The organism is Marinibacterium profundimaris (assembly GCF_002210095.1).
Lineage (GTDB): Bacteria > Pseudomonadota > Alphaproteobacteria > Rhodobacterales > Rhodobacteraceae > Marinibacterium > Marinibacterium profundimaris.
In genome coordinates, this window is the sequence record NZ_AQQR01000008.1 from 23,394 (window position 1) to 41,745 (window position 18,352).

General features: G+C 66.7%; 17 protein-coding genes. 7 read left to right on the forward strand and 10 right to left on the reverse strand.

Translation table 11 applies throughout. The annotated features are described in order from the left end of the window. The first annotated feature begins 7 nt into the window (after positions 1 to 7). Genes ATO3_RS17550 through ATO3_RS17565 form a run of 4 tightly spaced genes read left to right on the forward strand, consistent with a single transcriptional unit; the run spans position 8 to position 4,613 of the window. The gene (locus ATO3_RS17550; RefSeq protein WP_088651200.1) at positions 8 to 1,627 is read left to right on the forward strand and encodes an aminotransferase class V-fold PLP-dependent enzyme; all 1,620 of its coding nucleotides are present in this window, start codon (positions 8 to 10) and stop codon (positions 1,625 to 1,627) included. Beyond that, complete coding sequence (locus ATO3_RS17555; RefSeq protein ID WP_088651201.1) at positions 1,627 to 2,925, forward strand: NAD(P)/FAD-dependent oxidoreductase; 1,299 nt, start codon at positions 1,627 to 1,629, stop codon at positions 2,923 to 2,925. The genes ATO3_RS17550 and ATO3_RS17555 overlap by 1 nt, the downstream gene beginning before the upstream one ends. Then, on the forward strand, positions 2,922 to 3,446 hold the full coding sequence (locus ATO3_RS17560) for an L-2-amino-thiazoline-4-carboxylic acid hydrolase (protein WP_233152199.1): 525 nt from the start codon (positions 2,922 to 2,924) through the stop codon (positions 3,444 to 3,446). Before ATO3_RS17555 ends, ATO3_RS17560 begins: the two co-directional genes overlap by 4 nt. After that, the gene (locus ATO3_RS17565; protein WP_088651202.1) at positions 3,447 to 4,613 is read left to right on the forward strand and encodes a M20 aminoacylase family protein; all 1,167 of its coding nucleotides are present in this window, start codon (positions 3,447 to 3,449) and stop codon (positions 4,611 to 4,613) included. 189 nt (positions 4,614 to 4,802) lie between these two features. On the opposite strand, the gene ATO3_RS17570 is transcribed toward ATO3_RS17565, so the two are convergent. Then, positions 4,803 to 5,915: a zinc-binding dehydrogenase gene (locus ATO3_RS17570; protein WP_088651203.1), complete on the reverse strand. Its 1,113-nt coding sequence runs from the start codon at positions 5,913 to 5,915 to the stop codon at positions 4,803 to 4,805. Positions 5,916 to 6,222: 307 nt separating this feature from the next. Here ATO3_RS17570 and ATO3_RS17575 point away from each other — a divergent pair, with 307 nt between their 5' ends. Beyond that, positions 6,223 to 6,972, forward strand: coding sequence for an outer membrane protein (locus tag ATO3_RS17575; protein ID WP_088651204.1), 750 nt, complete (start codon positions 6,223 to 6,225; stop codon positions 6,970 to 6,972). A gap of 165 nt (positions 6,973 to 7,137) precedes the next feature. Here the strand turns inward: ATO3_RS17575 and ATO3_RS17580 are convergent, their stop codons facing one another. The 9 genes from ATO3_RS17580 to ATO3_RS17620 all read right to left on the reverse strand — a co-directional run bounded on the left by ATO3_RS17580 (position 7,138) and on the right by ATO3_RS17620 (position 16,006). Continuing rightward, a complete protein-coding gene (locus tag ATO3_RS17580) occupies positions 7,138 to 8,244 on the reverse strand; it encodes an NAD(P)/FAD-dependent oxidoreductase (protein WP_088651205.1) in 1,107 nt (368 codons plus the stop codon). Next, the gene (locus tag ATO3_RS17585) at positions 8,241 to 9,266 is read right to left on the reverse strand and encodes a histone deacetylase family protein (protein WP_088651206.1); all 1,026 of its coding nucleotides are present in this window, start codon (positions 9,264 to 9,266) and stop codon (positions 8,241 to 8,243) included. The genes ATO3_RS17580 and ATO3_RS17585 overlap by 4 nt, the downstream gene beginning before the upstream one ends. After that, complete coding sequence (locus ATO3_RS17590; RefSeq protein WP_088651207.1) at positions 9,263 to 9,742, reverse strand: GNAT family N-acetyltransferase; 480 nt, start codon at positions 9,740 to 9,742, stop codon at positions 9,263 to 9,265. Before ATO3_RS17590 ends, ATO3_RS17585 begins: the two co-directional genes overlap by 4 nt. Beyond that, a complete protein-coding gene (locus ATO3_RS17595; protein ID WP_088651208.1) occupies positions 9,742 to 10,668 on the reverse strand; it encodes a BKACE family enzyme in 927 nt (308 codons plus the stop codon). The genes ATO3_RS17590 and ATO3_RS17595 overlap by 1 nt, the downstream gene beginning before the upstream one ends. Before the next feature lie 3 nt (positions 10,669 to 10,671). Continuing rightward, positions 10,672 to 12,003 (reverse strand): aminotransferase family protein, encoded by a 1,332-nt coding sequence (locus ATO3_RS17600; protein ID WP_088651209.1) that lies wholly within the window; start codon positions 12,001 to 12,003, stop codon positions 10,672 to 10,674. A 12-nt stretch (positions 12,004 to 12,015) separates the two neighbouring features. Then, entirely contained in the window at positions 12,016 to 13,092 is a 1,077-nt protein-coding gene (locus ATO3_RS17605; RefSeq protein WP_088651210.1) for an ABC transporter ATP-binding protein, read from the reverse strand. A gap of 72 nt (positions 13,093 to 13,164) precedes the next feature. Beyond that, positions 13,165 to 14,304 carry an extracellular solute-binding protein gene (locus ATO3_RS17610; RefSeq protein ID WP_088651337.1) on the reverse strand — a complete coding sequence of 380 codons (1,140 nt, stop codon included), beginning with the start codon at positions 14,302 to 14,304 and terminating at the stop codon, positions 13,165 to 13,167. Positions 14,305 to 14,354: 50 nt separating this feature from the next. Beyond that, positions 14,355 to 15,140 carry an ABC transporter permease gene (locus ATO3_RS17615; protein ID WP_088651211.1) on the reverse strand — a complete coding sequence of 262 codons (786 nt, stop codon included), beginning with the start codon at positions 15,138 to 15,140 and terminating at the stop codon, positions 14,355 to 14,357. Then, a complete protein-coding gene (locus ATO3_RS17620; RefSeq protein ID WP_088651212.1) occupies positions 15,140 to 16,006 on the reverse strand; it encodes an ABC transporter permease in 867 nt (288 codons plus the stop codon). Before ATO3_RS17620 ends, ATO3_RS17615 begins: the two co-directional genes overlap by 1 nt. Before the next feature lie 96 nt (positions 16,007 to 16,102). Here ATO3_RS17620 and ATO3_RS17625 point away from each other — a divergent pair, with 96 nt between their 5' ends. Together ATO3_RS17625 and ATO3_RS17630 are read left to right on the forward strand one after the other, a co-directional pair. Further along, a complete protein-coding gene (locus ATO3_RS17625; RefSeq protein ID WP_088651213.1) occupies positions 16,103 to 17,083 on the forward strand; it encodes a LysR family transcriptional regulator in 981 nt (326 codons plus the stop codon). Between the two features lie 336 nt (positions 17,084 to 17,419). Continuing rightward, a complete protein-coding gene (locus tag ATO3_RS17630) occupies positions 17,420 to 18,319 on the forward strand; it encodes a Hint domain-containing protein (protein ID WP_088651214.1) in 900 nt (299 codons plus the stop codon). Positions 18,320 to 18,352: the final 33 nt, after the last annotated feature.

Sequence of the window (18,352 nt, forward strand, 5' to 3'; positions counted from 1 at the left end):
AAATACGATGTCACTTGAATTCAAAGACATACGCCGCGCCATGATCGGAGAGGGGACGGCGATCTCCGGCCCCTTCGGACCCCGCGCGCTGCTATACGCCGATTACGTCGCCTCGGGGCGCGCGCTGGCTTTTATCGAAGACGCGATACGGACCCATGTCCTGCCCTATTACGGCAATACCCACACAGAAACCTCGTTCGTCGGCCGCCGCACCACCGAGCTGCGCGAGATGGCCCGCGAGGCCGTGCGCACCGCCGTGGGCGCGGATGACCGGCATGCGGTCATCTTCACCGGCGCCGGGGCGACCGGCGCGGTGGACAAGCTGACCCGTGCCATGGCTATGCAGGGATTGTCCGAGGGCGTGGTCTTTGTCGGCCCGTACGAGCATCATTCCAACGACCTGCCGTGGCGGGAATGCGGGGCCAGGCTGATCCGCATTCCGCTGAACGAGGCGGGCACCATCTGCCTTGAGACCCTGAAGACCCAGCTGCTGGCCAATGCCGGCGCCGCCATCAAGGTTGGCGCCTTCTCGGCCGCGTCGAACGTCACCGGCGTGCTGACCGATCTGCGCGGCATCGCCCGGCTGATGCATGAGCATGGCGGGATCTGCGTGGCCGATTTCGCCGCCGCCGCGCCCTATATCCCCGTCCGGCTGGCCGAAACCGGCCCTGGCGCGGATGACAGGATCGACGCCGCCGTACTGTCGCCGCACAAGTATCCCGGCGGGCCCGGGGCCTCGGGCGTGCTGATCGCGGACCACGGGCTGCTCGCCACCGCGCGGCCCACGGTCTCCGGCGGCGGCACCGTCAGCTACGTGACCGCGTCCGGACACAGCTATATCAGCAGCACGGAAGACCGCGAAGAGGGCGGCACCCCCGCGATCGTCGACAACATCCGTGCCGGCATGGTCATGCAGCTGAAGTGCGACATGGACGAGGCGCGCATCGAGGCGCGGGAAACCGTGCTGACCCGCCGGATGGAAGGCGCGCTGCGGGCGATTCCGGGGCTTGAACTGCTCGGGCCGACCAACATGCCGCGGCTGGGCATCTTCTCGTTCAACCTGCGGGTCGGTGACAGGCTTCTGCATCACAACTATGTCGTCGCGCTGCTCAACGACCTGTTCGGCATCCAGGCCCGTGGCGGCTGTTCCTGTGCGGGGCCATATGGCCACGCGCTGCTGGACATCGACGAGGCCACCAGCGCCCGCCACGAGGCCGCCGTGCAGCGCGGCCTGTCGATCTTCCGCCCCGGCTGGGCGCGGTTCGGCGTGAACTGGTTCTTCGACGAGGACGACGTGGACAGGATCGCCGCCGCGATCGGCTTCATCGCGGAAAAGGGGCTCGACCTCATGCCGCATTACGAGCTGGACGCGGTGCACGGGATCTGGCGCGCCAAAAGCCCGGTCCGGGACACCACGCCGGAGAACCTGTCGGCGCTGTGGCAGGGCGCGGCATCCGATCCCGAGACCGTGCCCGATTTTGCCACCTGCCTGAGCGAGGCACGGCGGCTGGCCGACACGTGCCCCGGGCCCGACCGGCAGGAACGACAGGACTTTTCCCCGGAAGAGGAATCGCTGCGCTGGTTCTGGTTGCCGCATGAAGCAAGCCGCAAGAAGGAAACCGCCTGATGGGAGCCGCCTTTCCCAATTCGCTCTGGGCCGCGACCGCGCCCGACCGCGTGCCCTCGGCCCCGCTGAAAGGGGCTGCGGAAACCGACGTTGCCATCATCGGCGCGGGCTTCACCGGCCTTTCCGCCGCGATCGAGGCACGGCGCCGGGGGCACGAGGTGACGGTGGTCGAAGCCAATGCCGCCGGCTGGGGCGCCTCGGGGCGCAACAACGGGCAGGTCATTCCCATTCTGACCTCGGCCGAACCCGATGTCTGGGTCGCCCGCTACGGCGATGCCGGCCGCCGCATGGTGGACCTGATCGGCAATTCGGCGGACGTCCTGTTCGACCTCGTGCGGGACTTCGACATGCAGGCCGAGGCCGAGCAAAGCGGCTGGTTCCAGCCCGCGCACAGCCCGGGCCGCGTGGCGCTCTCGCGCAAACGCGTGGACGCCTGGCAGCGCTTCGGTTTCCCGGCAGAGCTGAAGACCGCCGAGGAAACCGCCGAGATACTCGGCAGCAGCTTCTGGTACGGCGGCATGTACAATCCGACCGGCGGGCATATCAATCCGCTGGCCCTCGCCCGCGAGATGGCCCGCGTGGCCGAAGACCTCGGCGCAACCCTGCACGAGGACAGCCCGGTGACGTCCTTCGACCGGGTCGGCCAGGACTGGGTGATCCGCACCGCGCAGGGCACGCTGAAGGCGCGCGCCCTGATCCTGGCGACCAACGCCTATACCGGGCAGATCGCACCGCGGCTTGCACCCCGGATCGCGCGCTCTGTCGTGCCGGTCCTCAGCTGGCAGATGGCGACGAAGCCCGTTGGCGACAACCTGCTCGCAAAGCTTCTGCCCGGCCGGCAGGCCGTGTCGGATACGCGCGGCGATCTTAGGTTCTTCCGCTACGACGCCCGCAACCGGCTGATTACCGGCGGCGCGGTGATGGGGAATGTCGATGTCGAGAACCGGGTGCGACGCAAGGCGGCGAACAGTCTGGCCGAGGCCTTCCCCGAACTTGGCGTGCCCGAGATGACCCATGTGTGGTCCGGCTACATCGGCATGAACTGGGACCGTTTCCCGCGTGTCCACAAGATCGGCCCCGATGGCTGGGCCTGGGTGGGCTGCAACGGACGCGGCGTGGCGCTTGGCACGTCGCTGGGCCGCGAACTGGCCCGTGCCGCCACCGGCCAGCCAGAAGACGAACTGGCGCTGCCGGTCACCGAACCCTGGGCCTTCCCGGCGCATGCCATCGTCCGGCGCGTGGCGCCCGCTTACCTGACCTGGCTGAAACGACAGGACAAGAAGGAGATCAACCTTTGACCGATACCCAGATCCCGGGCGATGAGGACACCGCACGGACAGGCATGGACCTCAACGACATTCCCATCCTCCTGCGTCGCCGCATCGAGGCGATGATGCTCAAGCACGTGCTGGACGTGATCACCGAACGCTCGGGCCGCGAAGAGGCCGAGGCCGTGATCGGCGCCGCCTGCTCCAAGTCCGCGATCGAGCAGGGGCAGATGCTGGCAGAAGAGCTGGGCCGCGCGCCCGACCTGACCGATTTCGCCGCGATCCAGCCCAACTGGACGCGCGAGGATGCGCTGCGGATCGAGCCGGTCGAGATGTCCGAAGAGAAGATGGACTTCAACGTCGTCAAATGCCGCTACGCGGAAATGTACCGCGACATGGGGCTGGGCGACATCGGGCACCTGCTGTCCTGCAACCGGGATGGGGATTTCTGCATCGGCTACAATCCCGATATCGAGATGACCCGCACGCAGACCATCATGAAGGGCGCGAGCCATTGTGATTTTCGTTACCGCATGAAGAAGGGGGCCTGAATGGCTGTCGAAAACTGGGTGGCCAAGCTGGCCGGCGAGCTGACAGAGTTTCGCCGCGACCTGCACATGAATCCCGAACTGCTTTACGACGTCGACCGGACCGCGGCCAAGGTGGCCGAGGCGCTGCGCGAGGCGGGCGTGGACGAGGTGCACGAAGGCATCGGACGCACCGGCGTCGTCGGTGTCATCCACGGCCAGAGCAACACGTCCGGCCGGATGATCGGCCTGCGCTCGGACATGGACGCACTCCCGATCGAGGAGGCCACCGGCAAGCCCTGGGCCTCGCAGGTGCCGGGCAAGATGCATGCCTGCGGTCATGACGGCCACACCGCGATGCTGCTGGGCGCGGCGCGTCACCTGGCCGACAGCCGGGCCTTCGACGGGACGGTCATCGTCATCTTCCAGCCCGCGGAGGAAGGCGGCGCCGGGGCCCGTGCCATGATCGAGGACGGGCTGTTCACCCGCTGGCCGTGCAACGAGGTCTATTCGATGCACAACCGCCCGAACCTGCCCGTCGGGCAGTTCACGATCAACTCGGGGCCGATCATGGGCTCTGTCGACGAGATGAAGATCACCATCACCGGTCGCGGCGGCCATGCGGCCCGCCCGGACGAGACGATAGACCCGCTGCCGATCGCGGGGGCCCTGTTGCAGGCCGTGCAGACCCTGACGTCCCGCAACCTGGATCCGATCGATTCCGCCGTGATCTCGCTCTGCACGATCCACGCCGGCAACGCCTTCAACGTCATTCCGCAGGACGTGACGCTGACAGGGACCGTGCGCACGTTGCGAGAAGAGGCGCGCGACATGATCGAAGAGAGGCTTGGCGCGATGGTCGAGAACATCGCGGCGGCCTTCGGCGCGCAAGGCAGGCTGGAGTACACGCGGCACTACCCGGTCACCGTCAACCACGAAAGAGAAACAGAGCTGGCCGCCCGGGCCGCGCAGGAGGTGGCAGGCGTCGAGAATGTTCACCTCGACATGCCGCAGACGCTGGGCGGTGAGGACTTTTCCTTCATGCTCAACGAAGTGCCGGGCGCGCTGATCAATGTCGGCAACGGGCCGTCGGCGGCACTGCATCACCCCGAATACGATTTCAACGACGATGTGATCGCATGGGGCTGCTCTTACTGGACGACGCTCGCGCGGCAGCGCCTGCCGCTCTGAGACGGTGGTCGGATGAGGCGGGACAGATCCGCCTCACCCGTGACGCCCGCTTTGCGATGGCGCGGCGGCTTCATCTCATTGCGCCTGTTCACGTCCAGTGGCCCGCCGTGGTCTGCCCCCGGGTCACGCGCGCGTGACGCGCTCGACCGGGGAAGGGTTGCGGGCAATGGTCCGGGACAGGACCCGATATCAGGACCAGGGCGTGACGAGGTACTTCTCGCCCGTCTTCATCGCCCGATAATCGGTCACGGCATCCTTGGTGAGCATCTCGTCGAGATTGACGCGCGTCTTGTAGTGGCTGGCAAAGGTGGTCGTCAGATTGTCGAGCACGCGTTTGCGCATGCGGGCGACGGTTTCGGCCCCGGCGGCCTGGAGGAAGGGAAACAGCAGCCAGCCTGACAGGGTCCAGCCAAAGCCGTAGCTGGGCGACAGGGTCGTCACGCCGGTGTCGAGGCGCCCGTAGATGAACATCCGTTTCGGCTGGTTCGAACCATAGCGAGAGAATTCGGTCATCCGGCTCACCGCGACCCGTTCCATAGCCTTGAAGGCGTTGTCGACCGACTTGCCGCCCCCGATCGGATCGAAGCCGTAGAAGGCGCCGGTGTCGTCGATCGCGGCGCTCAGCTGCTCCATGAAGTCGTCGTTCGAAGAATTGACCACATGGGTGGACCCGATCTTCTTGAGCAGATCGACCTGGCTGTCTTTGCGCACGATGTTGACCAGGCCGATGCCGTCTGCCTTGCAGATGCGGGTCAGCATCTGGCCCAGGTTCGAGGCGCCGACCGTGTGCAGGATCGCGTCCTGCCCGTCCATCCTGGCATTCTCGGCGAAACCCAGGGCGGTCATGGGATTGACGAAGGCGCTTGCGCCGTCCTCGGCCGTATGATCGCCCAGCGGCAGGCACATGGACGCATCGGCGATGCAGTACTGGCTGTAGGCATTGCCCGGAACACAGGAGACGCGTTGCCCCATCAGCGCCTTGGCCGTGTCACTGTCGCCTGTGGCGACAACCGTGCCGGCGCCTTCGTTCCCGGCCGGCAGCTTCAGCCCGTGCCGGGCCTTGGACCCGGTGTTGAACGGCTCGGGCACCTTCGCGACGAACTTGCCCGGCTCGAAGCTGGCGCTTTCCAGATCGGCCGCGCCGACCAGGATGGCAAGGTCCGACGGGTTGATCGGCGCCGCTTCCATCTTCACGAGAACCTGGTTGCCGGTCGGATCGGGTACGGTCACGTCCTCGATCGCGACGGTCAGCGTCCCGTCTGCGTCCAGGGTGGTGAACAGTTGCTTGCCGGTGGTGGCCATTGTTGGATCTCCACGTTCGAGTTTCGGGATGCCCGGGCGCAATCGGTCCGCGGGACTGACCCGGAGAGGACCTTGGCGGGCAGGGTCGTCGCACGCACGGATAGCGCCGTCCGTGCCGCTTGCAAAGGTCGCTCTCTGCGCGGACCGGCGTCGCCCACCGGACAGGATCGGCGTACAGGAATGCCAAGCCGTGGCGGTTCCCTCGTGATACACTGTTCCCTGTCCGGACCGGCGATCCTGCCAAACGCGGCGCCATATTGCCTCGATCCCGCGTGATCCGGAGCGGGTTCGTGAAAGGGAACGCGAAATGACCACCTTGAAACAGATGACCACGGCCGCCTGCATCGCTCTTGCGACCGGTGCGGCACAGCCCGCCTCGGCCCAGTCGACGGGCTGGAGCTACGAGGGCACACTCTACCTGTTCATGCCCCGGACTGACACCACGATCGGGACCGCGGCGGGGCCGATCGAAAGCTCGCTCAGTTTCAGCGATGCCCTGGACAACCTGGACATGGCCTTCATGGGCGGCTTCGCGGCCACCAACGGCAAGTGGAGCTTCCTGCTCGACTACATGTACTATGACCTGGGCTTCAATTCGGCTGTCGCGGACCCGGCCTATTCCGGCCTCGACACCTCGGTGAAGACGCAGATCATGAACGGCTACGTGGCCTATCGTGTCTACGAGGACCCCAGCGCCGCCATCGACCTTGCCGGCGGCTTCCGCTGGTTCGATACCGATACAACGCTGCGCCTGCAGCCCGGAACATCCCCGGGGCGGTCCGCCTCCAGCGACGACAGCTGGGTCGATCCGGTCATCGGCCTGCGCGCCCGTGTCAGGCTGGCCGACCGGTGGACGGGAACCGGTTTTTTCGACTACGGCGGCTTCAGCGATGACAGCGAAACCTGGCAGGCCCTTGTCACCGTCGACTACGCGCTGACCGACAACTGGCTCCTGCGCGGCGGATATCGCTACATCTCGGTCGATCACACGACCGATGGCAGCCGGTTCCAGTTCAGCCAGTCCGGCCCGATCCTCGGGGCGGCCTACAGGTTCTGAGCGCGGACAACGCGCAGCCTACCCCGGCGGGGCGGGTGGCGTGCCATTGGTGACGGGTGCCCGCCGTAACGCCCCGGGGCGATTTTGCGCATGACCGGCCCGGCCCGCGCCGCCGGGCATCCATGGCAGTGCGGGGCCGAGACGCCGAGGACCTGCGCTTCGCGGTCAGACCGGCGGGCTCAGCCTCTCCGGGGCCAGCGCCGTTCTCACGCTGTCGGGCAATCCGGGCGCGAGCCCCGCGCAGCAAGCCGCGCAGAACTCGGACAGGGCCGGGGCGGTCTGGACGCCATAGCCGCCCTGTCCGGCCAGCCAGAAGAAGCCGTCGAGCAGGGGATCGAACCCCGCGACCGGGGTGCGGTCGGCGGTGAAGGTGCGCAGGCCGGCCCACGAGGTCTCGACCCGCGTGACGGGCACGGTGACGGCCTGTTCGTACCGGTGCAGCCCCTCGGCCAGAACCATGTCGTCGGGCCAGGCGTCGTGGGGGTCGACCGGGTCCTCGTCGGCGGGGCTGACCATCAGCTTGCCGGCCTCGGGCTTGGCATACCAGCTTTCGGAGGCCGAGGCGAAGAGCGGCCAGTCGCGGACGTCGTGCCCCTCGGGCGCGGGTAGTATCGCGGCCGAGCGGCGCAGGGGCGTCAGGGTGATCGGGATGGCGCCGGCCATAGCGCCGATCTCGCCCGCCCAGGCGCCGGCGGCGTTCACGATCATCGGGGCGCTGTAGGTGCCGGTGCCGGTGCGGACCTGCCATGTGCCGTCCTGCCGGGCCAGGCCGGTGACCGGCGCCCCGGTCACGATCTGCCCGCCGCGCGCCTTCAGCAGGCGGGTGTAGCCGGACAGCATCCGGTCCACGTCGATGTCCCGGGCGGACCATTCGATAGCGGCTGCGGCGATGGGCTCGCGCCGCAGGATCGGCACCAGCTCCACCGCCTGCTCCGGGGTCAGCTGCTCCATCCCCTCCGCCTCGGCGGCATACGCGGCCAGTTCGTCCAGCTCGGCCTCGGTGGCCAGCAGCATCTCGCCGCGCGGGGACAGCAGGGAGGTGTCCGAGACGCCCTCGGGCGCGTCGAAGAAGGGTTCCGAGGCGGCGTTCAGGGCGCGCAGGGTCGCGTTGCCGTAGTTGCGGATGTAGATCGCGGCGGACCGGCCCGTGGAATGGTAGCCAAGCTGCGGCTCGGCCTCCAGGAGCAGGACCGACATGTGCTCGGCCAGCCGTGCGCCGGCGCTGATCCCGGCGATGCCGCCGCCGATGACGATGATGTCGGCCCGGGTCACGCGGCCTCCTGAAAGCCGCCCAGCACGCGCGTCAGGTTGGCGCCGAGCGTATCAGAGACATAGCCGCCCTCCTGCACGAAAAGCACGGGAAGGCCGGTCTCGGCGAAGGCGGCGCCGATGCGGGCAAAGCCCTCCTGCGTGACGGCGAGGCCCTGGAACGGGTCGTCGATGGACGCGTCGAGGCCGAGCGCCACGACGATCACGTCGGTGCCGAAGCTGCGGACCCGCTGCAGGGCGGTGTCGAGCGTGGCCATATAATCGTCGTCGCCGGTCTTGCGGGGCAGGGGCAGGTTGAGGTTGAAGCCCAGACCCCGGCCCTCGCCACGCTCCTGCGCGTGGCCCCAGAAGAACGGGTAGAAGCGGGCCGGGTCGGCGTGGATCGACACGGTCAGCACGTCGTCGCGGTCGTAGAAGATGCCCTGCGTGCCGTTGCCGTGATGCACGTCGACATCGACAATGGCCGGACGCAGGCCGGCGGCGCGCAGCCGCTCGGCGGCGATCCCGGAATTGTTGAGAAAGCAGAAGCCCCCGGCGAGATCCCCGAAGGCATGGTGCCCCGGCGGGCGCGACAGGGCATAGACGGCGCGCTCTCCGCCCCTGATCAGATCGGCGGCGGTGATGGCGGTCTGGGCGGACCAGTAGGCGGCCTCCCACGTGCCGGCGGCGATGGGGCAGGCGGTGTCGGCCTGGTGGAACCCGGCCTGTCCCACGGCGGATTTCGGGTAGCTGTCGGTGCGGCTTGCGGGGTGGATATTCGGGATGACCTCGGCGCCCGCACCTTCGATCCGCTGCCAGCGGGGGTAGATGGTTTCGAGGAAGGTCAGGTACTCCGGCGAATGCAGCGCGGCGATGGGGCCCAGGCCGGCGTCATCGGGGGCCCGGAAGGTACAGCCGGCGGCTTCGGCTCCGGCCGTCAGGATCTCGATCCGCCGGGGCTGTTCGGGGTTGGGCTGCAACGCCCCGTTGGCCATGAAATGCTGCGGGTCGTGGACCCATTGGCGGTCGTCGAAAACGGCTTTCATATGGTGCCTTTCAGGGCCGTGCAGGCGGCCTCGTCCAGTATCATCTTGGTCGCGTGGTCGGCCGGGCGGAAGCCCAGCCGGTCATAGAAGCGCCGGGCGTCCGGGCTGGTGTGATAGACGTCGAGCTTCAGGAACCGCGCGCCCCATGTGGCCTCTCCGTCCTTCAGCGTTGCGGCCAGCAGGCGGGGGCCAAGGCCCTGGCCGCGCATCTTCTCCGCGCTCCAGAGGTCCGAGACATAGATCCCCGAGGCGCCGAAGACGGTGGAGACGTAGGGCGAATAGAACGACACGCCGACCACCATGTCGCCCTCCAGCGCCAGCATCGCCCGGAAGGTCGGATGGGGCCCCCAGCCCAGGCGGCGCAGGTCGTCAGGGGTCGCCCGGTGCACATCGCCCAGATCGGTGGAAAGCTGGCGCAGCGCCTCGTTCAGCGCTTCCGCATCCGCCTGTTCCGCCAGCCGCAGTGTCACATCCATCAGATCGCTGTCCTGTCCGCACCCTTCAGGTCCAGCATCTCGCGCGCCTCGGCCGGGCTTGCAACCTCGCGGCCGAGGTCCTCGACGATGCGGCGGATCTTGGCGACCTGTTCGGCGTTGGTCTTCGCCAGTTGCCCGCGCGCGATCATCAGGCTGTCCTCCAGCCCCACGCGCACGTGCCCGCCCATCGCCGCCGACATGGTGACGAAGGGGATCTGGTGCCGCCCGGCGGCCAGAACCGAGAACTGGTAGTCATCCCCGAAAAGCTTGTCGGCGATGCGCTTCATGTGATCGAGGTTCTCCGGGTCAGGCCCGATCCCGCCGAGGACGCCAAAGACGAACTGGATGAAGAACGGCGCCTGCACCAGCCCGCGATCGACGAAATGGCGCAGCATGTAGAGATGGCTGACGTCGTAGCATTCGAATTCGAACCGTGCACCACGCTCGGTGCCCATTTCGGTCAGGATGCGGGCGATGTCGCGGGGGGTGTTCTTGAACACCAGATCGTCGGAGCCTTCGAGGAACGGCTTTTCCCAGTCGTGCTTCCAGTCGGTGATCCGCGCGGCGGCGGGATAAAGCGCGAAGTTCATCGTCCCCATGTTCAGCGAACACATCTCGGGCTCGGCCTGCTTCGGCGCCGCCAGCCGGTCGTCCAGTGTCATCACCGCGCTGCCGCCGGTGGTGATGTTCAGGACGGCATCGCTGGCCTGCTTGATGCGCGGCAGGAAGGCCATGAAATCCTCGGGCCGCGCCGAGGGCTGGCCCGTCTGCGGATCGCGCGCGTGCAGGTGCAGGATCGACGCCCCGGCCTCGGCGGCCTCCACGGCCTGTGCGGTGATCTGGTCCGGGGTGACGGGCAGGTGCGGCGACATCGAGGGCGTGTGGATCGACCCGGTGACAGCGCAGGTGATGAGGATCTTCGACATGGGTCAGGCCAGTTGCGGCGCGATCTCGGCCGCGAATTGATCGAGCGAGGCGTCGAGCCCGTCGATGATTTCGTCCAGGTGATCTTCGGTCGCGATGAGCGGCGGGCAGACCAGGATGTGATCGCCGGAATAACCGTCATGGGTGCGCCGGGAATAGACGATCAGGCCGCGCTGGTAGGCGATATCGACGAAGCGCTGGTAGGCGTTCAGCTCACGCGGCAGGGGCGTCTTGGCATCGCGGTCCGACATGAATTCGAAAGCGGTCAGCAGGCCCTTGCCGCGCACGTCGCCGATGATCTCGTGCTTCTGCATCAGCCCGTGCAGGCGGGCGATCAGCGTGCCGCCCATGGTGGCGGCATTGGCGCAGAGACCCTTGTTCTCGATCACGTCCACCACGGCGAGGCCCGCGGCGCAGGCCAGAGGGTTGCCGGCATAGGTGAAACCATGGGCGAAACCCCCGGCATCCAGCACCGGCTCGACCAGCCGTTCGTCCACGATCATCGCGCCCAGCGGCACGTAGCCCGCGCCAAGACCCTTGGACATCACGACGATGTCGGGGCGCAGGTCCCAGTGCTCGGCCCCCAGAAAGGTGCCGGTGCGGCCGGCGCCGGTCATCACCTCGTCGAGGATCAGCAGCACGCCGTGGCGGTCGCAGATCTCGCGGATCCTCTCCATGTAGCCCTTCGGCGGGACCAGCGCGCCGGTCGATGCACCCCCGACGGGCTCGAGGATGAAGGCCAGCACGGTCTCCGGCCCTTCCTCCAGGATCCGCTGTTCCAGCATGTCGGCATAGTGGTGGCCCGTCGCCTCGTCATCGGGGTCCAGCCCGTCGAGATAGGCGCGGGGCGCGGGTACGCGGGGCATCATGCGCATCATCGGCTCGAACGGGTCGGTCAGCGCGGCATAGCCCGTGACCGCCAGCGCGCCCAGCGTGCAGCCGTGATAGCTGGGCTGGCGCGAGATCACCTTCCAGCGGCTGCCCTGCCCGGTGGCCAGCGCGTGCTGCCGGGCCATCTTCATCCCGCTTTCCACCGCCTCGGACCCGCCCGAGACGAAGAACACCCGCGTCAGGTGCTCGGGCATCAGGCCGGCCAGGCGCGCGGCCAGTTTCTCGGACGCTTCGGTTTCGAAATGCAGCCGGTAGCCGAAGGTGGATTTCTCCATCTGCCGCCGCATCGCGGCCAGCACGTCGGGGTCGGAATGGCCGATGTTGCAGACCATCGCGCCCGACGATCCGTCGAGATAGCGCTTGCCGTCGGTGTCCCACATGTAAAGGCCCCGGGCCTGGTCCAGCACCGGTTTGCGCCCGCGTCCCTGGTAGAAGAGGTTGCTCATCTCATGTCTTTCTCAAGCGCCGGGCAGCGCCGCGCAATCCTTGGCGCGGAAGGCGGCGGTGACGGTGGCGCCCTGCGGGAAGGGGCGTTCGTCGATCAGGTTGATGGCCTGCAACTGGTGCTCACCGACCCGCAGGAAGTAGCGGACGGTCTGGCCCTGGTAGTCGACCGTCTCGATGGTGGCGGGGGCCGAGATCATGCCGGATGTGTCGGCCGAAGTGTCCATCAGCGTAAGCTTCTCGGCCCGCAGGACCAGCTTGGCGGGGCCGTTGGCGACGCCGCCGGCCTTGGCCGAGGGCACGTCGACGGGGCCGAAGACCGGGGTCTCCACCCGGATCGCGTCCGGCCCGGCGGCGGCGCACTGGCCTTTCATGATGTTCGACGCGCCCAGGAAATTGGCCACGAATTCCGAGGCCGGGGTGTTGTAGACCTCCTCCGGCGTGCCGACCTGCTCGATCCGGCCGGCGCTCATGACGACGATCTGGTCTGACATGGCCAGCGCCTCGGACTGGTCGTGGGTGACGAAGACGGTGGTGACGCCGATCTGGTCCTGGATGCGCTTCAGCTCCACGCGCATGTCCTCGCGCAGGTTGGCATCCAGCGCCGAGAGCGGTTCGTCCAGCAAAAGCACGTCGGGTTCGATGACGATGGCGCGCGCCAGCGCGATGCGCTGCTGCTGCCCGCCTGACAGCGCCTTGGGATAGCGGTCGCCCACGTTGGGCAGCTGCACCAGGTCCAGCGCGGCCTGCACGCGTTTGGGCACCTCGGATTTCGGCACGTCGCGGTATTTCAGCCCGAAGGCCACGTTCTCGGCCACGGTCTTGTGCGGGAACAGCGCGTAGTTCTGGAAGACGATGCCAAGGTTGCGCTTGTGGATCGGGATGTCGTTGACCCGCCTGCCGCCGATCAGGATCTCGCCCTCGGTCGGATCCAGCAGCCCGGCGATCATCCGCAGGTTCGTCGTCTTGCCGCAGCCCGACGGGCCCAGCAGCGTGACAAAGGCGCCCTCGGGGATCTCGAGGTTGGCCTTGTGGACGGCCGTGAAGGTGCCGAACTGCTTCACGATGTTTCGGAGGGAAACGGAGCTCATCTGGCTTTTGTCCTGGAGATCAACGGGTGGAATGAAACGGGGCGGGGGCGCGATGCCCCCGCCCGCAGGCCCTTAGTAGCCCTTCTGGACGCGGCCGAAGGTCTTGGACCAGTCGGCCTCGTGCCCGTTCCAGTAGGTCGGGTTGGCGAAGGTCAGGCCCGACAGCGTGCCGGTCGGATCGAAGGCGGGCAGGGTCGGGATCTTTTCGCCCAGGTCGACCTTGTTGGGATCAAGCGCGGGCGGATAATTCTGCCCCTCGGCCACCGCGATCGAGGTCTCGGGCGCCAGCATGAAGTTCAGCAGCTCCTCGCAGGCCTCCATGGGCGAGCCCTTGATGACAAAGAGACATTCCTGCCAGCCGTAGCCGTTGGGCGGATCCATGTAGCCGATGTCGTGGCCCTGCTCCTGCAGCGCATAGATCCGGCCTGACCAGCCCTCGGTGACATAGATCTCTTCCTCGGCCAGCAGGCTCATCAGCTCGGCGCCCGAGGTCCAGTATTTCAGCGACAGGTCGCGATGGGTGCGGATCGCGTCCCAGACGGCGTCCATGTCCTCGGCGTCGTTCGGGTCCTGCCCGGTCTGAAGCGCGCCGAACCAGATGCGCGTGCGCCAGTCGCTCCAGCCCGAGATCTTGCCCTTGTAGGCCTCGTCGATGAGGATCCTGGCGCCCTTCTCCTGCATCTCCTCGTCCGAGATGTACTTGCGGTTATAGGCGATGCCCGTGGTGCCGTAGTCGTAAGGCACGCAGGAGATCTTGCCGTCGGTGATCGGGCGGTAGACGTCGACCAGCTTCGGAATGACGTATTCGAGGTTCGGGATATTCGCCTCGTTCAGCTCGGACGCAAAGCCCAGCCCGGCGTAGCGCGCATAGTCGAAGACACCGGAGAGGTGCGCGATGTTGTACTCGCCCGGCTGGCTGGCCTTCACGCGCGACAGGTATTCGTCGCCACCGCCAAATGTGCCGTCGACCACGGCGATGCCGGTCTTGGCGGTGAAGGGATCGAAGGCGTATTGCCGGAAGGCTTCGGACACGACACCGCCCCAGCCGTCGAAGCGCACCTGGTCGGTGGCGGCCAGCGCGTGACGGGCGAAGGGCGTCTGCACGCCATAGGCCAGGCCCGCCGCGCCGATCAGGCCGAGAAAGCTGCGCCGGTCGATATCGCCGTTGCGATAACGGTCCAGAAGGCGTTCGTATCGGGTGGTGTTGTCCATCTTCTTGGTCATTCTTTCACTCCTTGTCGGATCTGTCGGGGGATGCGGTTCTAGGTGCCGCTGGTTGTTGAAATCCTGCGGGCGATGGCCGCGCCAAGCAGCGGCAGGCCCACGGTCATGACGATCATCACCGTGCCGAGCGCGTTGATCTCGGGGCTGATCGAATTGCGCAGCATCGCGAAGATCTGGGTCGGCACGGTTTCCACCCCGCCGGGCTTCCAGAAGAGCGTGCCGGTGATGTCGTCGAAGCTGATGGTGAAGGCAAAGAGCCCGCCGGCCAGAACCGCCGGCAGCATCAGCGGCAGGGTGATCTGGAAGAACGTCTCCATCGGGCTGGCGCCGAGGCTCATCGCCGCCTCTTCCACGTCGCGCCGGATCGAGACCAGGCGCGCCTGCACCACGAGAATCACGAAGGGCAGGGTAAAGATCACGTGGCCGAAGAGCAGCAGCGTGAAGCTCTTGTTGATGCCGAGAAAGTTGAGGAACAGCAGGAGCGCCACGGCCAGTACGACCTCGGGCACAAGGATTGGCGCGATCAGCAGGGTCGAGATCGCGTTGGTCCCGGGCACCGTGTAACGCACCAGCGCCAGGCTCGCGAGCACGCCCAGCGTGGTCGAGATCAGCGCCGTCAGCAGCCCGAGGATCAGCGAGGTGCGGAAGGCGCGCAGGATGGCGTCGTTGTTGGCCAGTTCCACGAACCAGCGGAACGAGAAGCCGGTCATCGGAAAGCTGCCGAACTGCGAGGCGTTGAAGCTGAGCAGCACGACCACCGCCACCGGCAGGAACATGAAGATATAGACCAGGATCGCCCAGCCGCGGATCAGTGCCCAACCCATCAGCCCAGCCCCTTCATCAGCTGGGCCATGCCCAGGTAGCGGTTGTAGATCATCACCAGCACGCCCAGCACCGCCAGCAGCATCAGGCTCAGCGCCGAGCCCAGCGGCCAGTTCAGCTGCGTGATGATCGCCTCGAAGACGAGGTTGGCGAACATCGCATCCGTCGGCCCGCCCAGCACCAGCGGGGTGATGTAGGTCCCGGCCGCCAGCACGAAGCACAGTAGCCCTCCGGCGGCGAGGCCGGGCAGCGAGAGCGGCAATGTCACCTGCAGGAAGCTCTCCCACCGGGTCGCGCCCAGCGAATTGGCGGCGTCCTCGAGGTTGGTGTCGATCCCGTCGAGCGACACGAAGACGTTCAGCACCATGAAGGGCAGCAGGAAATGCACCAGGCCCAGGATCACGGTGGTCTGATTGTAGAGCATCTGGACCGGCTCTCCGATCACGCCGGTCCAAAGCAGAAAGGTGTTGAGCGCGCCCGAGACGCCCAGGATGTTGATCCAGGACATCGTGCGGATGATGTAGCTGATCCAGAACGGCAGCATCAGGAGCAGCAGCAGGATCGCCTTGTTGCCCCGCGCCCGGGCGATGAAATAGGCCGCCGGATAGCCCATCAGCGCGCAGACGATCGTCGTGATCGCCGAAATCTTGAGCGTGTTCAGCAGGATGTCGCGATAGAACCGGTCGGTCAGCGCCTCCTGCCAGTTGTCCAGGTGGAACCCGGCGATATCCGCCCCCGTCGCCGTGCGCAGCCAGAAGCTGTAGACCAGGATGAAGATCAGCGGCACCACCAGCAGCAAGAGGATCGCGGTCAGCGCGGGGCTGAGCAGGATCCAGGGCTGTCGGGCTTCGCGGGCTTCTACGGACATCGGCGACTCGGGTTGGGTGCTGTGCTGCGAAAAGCTTGCGAAGGCCCGGGATATAGATCAAATAGATACCAGAAATGGTGAATATAGGTGACGTTGATGGCTGGCCGGATTCCACCGGACGATCCCCGCTACCTGGCCGAACGGATGGCCCGCACGCTGGACTGGAACCTGCTGCGGACCTTCGTCGTCCTGGCCGAAAGCCATTCCATCACCGAGGCCGCCCAGAGGCTGAGCCTGAAACAGCCGTCGGTCTCCATGGCCTTGAAAAGGCTGGAAGATCGGATGGGGCGAAAGCTGATTGACCGCTCGCCCGGGGAATACGAGCTGACCGATGCCGGCCGGCTGCTGCACCGCGAGGCGGTGGAGATCAACGGCTCGGTCCTGCGGCTGTCGACGCTGATGCGCGAGCTGACCGACCACGTGCAGGGCCATGTGCGTCTGACCATGGCCTCGCATGTGGTCTGCCCGTTATTTGATCGCGTTCTCAGCGAATTCCACGCCGACCACCCCCATGCGACCCTCGCGATGGAGGTTCATTCCAGCGCCGACGCCATTGCCGAGGTCGCGGCCAAGCGGGCTTCGTTCGCTGTCTGCCTGGTGCGTGAGCGCGACCCGGCGATGGAATACCGGCGGCTCTACCGCGAGTTCTTCGGCCTGTTCTGCGGCCCGCCGCATCCGCTTTTCGGGCGCGAGAACCTGCAACGGGCGGACCTGGCGGGGCATTCCTCGGTCAGTTTCGAAACCGACCGGCTGCAGGATGCGCTGAAACCGGTGACGCTGATGCGGGCCGAGGCCGAGCTGGGCCAGCGCATCACCGGCCTGTCGAGCCACCTTGAAGAGGTCCGCCGCATGATCGTCGCGGGGCTGGGGGTCGGGCCGTTGCCGGTGCACGTGGCGGCCCGCGACGTTTCCGACGGGCAGCTTTGGCAGGTGCCGCCCTACGAGAACCTGCCGGCCATCGACGTGCACGTGGTCTGGAACCCGCGGGCCGTCAAGAACCGCGCCGAAGAGCTGCTGCTCGGCCGGCTTCTCGAGACCATCGAAGTCACGCCGATCGAGGACCGTACCTACGCATGAGGCTGCGTCCGGCGCGGCGCGTCCCGTGGCACCCAGTGTCTCAGGACGCGGGACGCCTGTCCCCTCCGGCTCAGGATTTCAGCCCGTGCAAGCCGCGGTCCCTGCGGCCTGTGCCGCAGTGTCACCTGGCCCGGTCGGCCTGCGCGCGGGTCTTTCCCTGCGTTCTGGACGGCGTCTGAATGGCCAGGATCATACCCGAAATCCAGGGGCGCACAGATTCCTGATAGAAATAGAAGGTTTTTTCTTCCGGATCGGTGAACGGTCTTGTATGTCGTCCGGGACAGGTAAGCCGCCGCCATAAATCCTGTTCAACACCAGGTTGTTAAGGAGAAAATCATGCCTAACGCATCCACGACCGAATACATCTCGCTTGCCAGTCCCACGGTCACTGGCGGCGGCACCGTGACCTTCGATGAGGCTGTCAATGTCACCGATTACGACGGCACGTTCTTTGATGCCGACAACTCGGGCACGGCGACGCCGGGCGATTACTGGATCTACAACGGGTTCACCTACTCGGGCTATACCGTCAACGTGAACGGCGAGGACTACGCGGCCTTCGAATACACCTACACCGACGCGCTATACATCCCGCATAACGGTGAGCTGTCGGCGGATGACTTCACCTCGGGCATGGCCATCACCCAGGACGCAGACGCGGAGGTGGCCAACTGCTTCCTCACCGACACCCGGATCGCCACGCCCGAGGGCGAGGTCGCGGTGCAGGACCTGAAGATCGGCGACATGATCCGGACCGAGTCCGGGCGCGAGATCGCGGTGAAATGGGTCGGCCGCCAGACGGTGTCGACGCGCTTTGGCGCGGCCGAGCGCCTGATGCCGGTCCGCTTCGCCGCCGGTTCGCTGGGCGGGGGCCTGCCGCAGTCCGATCTGACGGTCACCGCCGACCACGCGATGCTTGTGGGCGGCGTGCTCTGCCATGCCGGCGCGCTGGTCAATGGCAGCTCGATCATCCAGGTGCCGCTGGCCGAGATGGGCGATCGCTACACCGTCTACCATGTCGAGACCGAAGAGCATGAGATCCTCTTCGCCAACGGTGCGATGGCCGAGACCTTCATCGACAACGTCAGCCGCCGGGTCTTCGACAACTACGCCGAGTTCGAAGCGCTTTACGGCGACGTGCCCGAAATGGTCGAACTGCCGCTGCCGCGCGCGATGAGCGCCCGGCAGGTGCCGGCGGCGATCAAGGCACAGCTGGCCGGCAAGATCGCGGCCTGAGCCCGCCCCTGACAAAAGGTCCGGCCCGCTGCA

Coding starts and splice junctions, on each gene's coding strand:
- ATO3_RS17565 (WP_088651202.1), top strand. CDS start 3,447: ATGGCTGTCGAAAACTGGGTGGCCAAGCTGGCCGGCGAGCTGACAGAG.
- ATO3_RS17610 (WP_088651337.1), bottom strand. CDS start 14,304: ATGGACAACACCACCCGATACGAACGCCTTCTGGACCGTTATCGCAAC.
- ATO3_RS17575 (WP_088651204.1), top strand. CDS start 6,223: ATGACCACCTTGAAACAGATGACCACGGCCGCCTGCATCGCTCTTGCG.
- ATO3_RS17590 (WP_088651207.1), bottom strand. CDS start 9,742: ATGGATGTGACACTGCGGCTGGCGGAACAGGCGGATGCGGAAGCGCTG.
- ATO3_RS17570 (WP_088651203.1), bottom strand. CDS start 5,915: ATGGCCACCACCGGCAAGCAACTGTTCACCACCCTGGACGCAGACGGG.
- ATO3_RS17595 (WP_088651208.1), bottom strand. CDS start 10,668: ATGTCGAAGATCCTCATCACCTGCGCTGTCACCGGGTCGATCCACACG.
- ATO3_RS17600 (WP_088651209.1), bottom strand. CDS start 12,003: ATGAGCAACCTCTTCTACCAGGGACGCGGGCGCAAACCGGTGCTGGAC.
- ATO3_RS17605 (WP_088651210.1), bottom strand. CDS start 13,092: ATGAGCTCCGTTTCCCTCCGAAACATCGTGAAGCAGTTCGGCACCTTC.
- ATO3_RS17550 (WP_088651200.1), top strand. CDS start 8: ATGTCACTTGAATTCAAAGACATACGCCGCGCCATGATCGGAGAGGGG.
- ATO3_RS17630 (WP_088651214.1), top strand. CDS start 17,420: ATGCCTAACGCATCCACGACCGAATACATCTCGCTTGCCAGTCCCACG.
- ATO3_RS17615 (WP_088651211.1), bottom strand. CDS start 15,140: ATGGGTTGGGCACTGATCCGCGGCTGGGCGATCCTGGTCTATATCTTC.
- ATO3_RS17625 (WP_088651213.1), top strand. CDS start 16,103: ATGGCTGGCCGGATTCCACCGGACGATCCCCGCTACCTGGCCGAACGG.
- ATO3_RS17585 (WP_088651206.1), bottom strand. CDS start 9,266: ATGAAAGCCGTTTTCGACGACCGCCAATGGGTCCACGACCCGCAGCAT.
- ATO3_RS17555 (WP_088651201.1), top strand. CDS start 1,627: ATGGGAGCCGCCTTTCCCAATTCGCTCTGGGCCGCGACCGCGCCCGAC.
- ATO3_RS17620 (WP_088651212.1), bottom strand. CDS start 16,006: ATGTCCGTAGAAGCCCGCGAAGCCCGACAGCCCTGGATCCTGCTCAGC.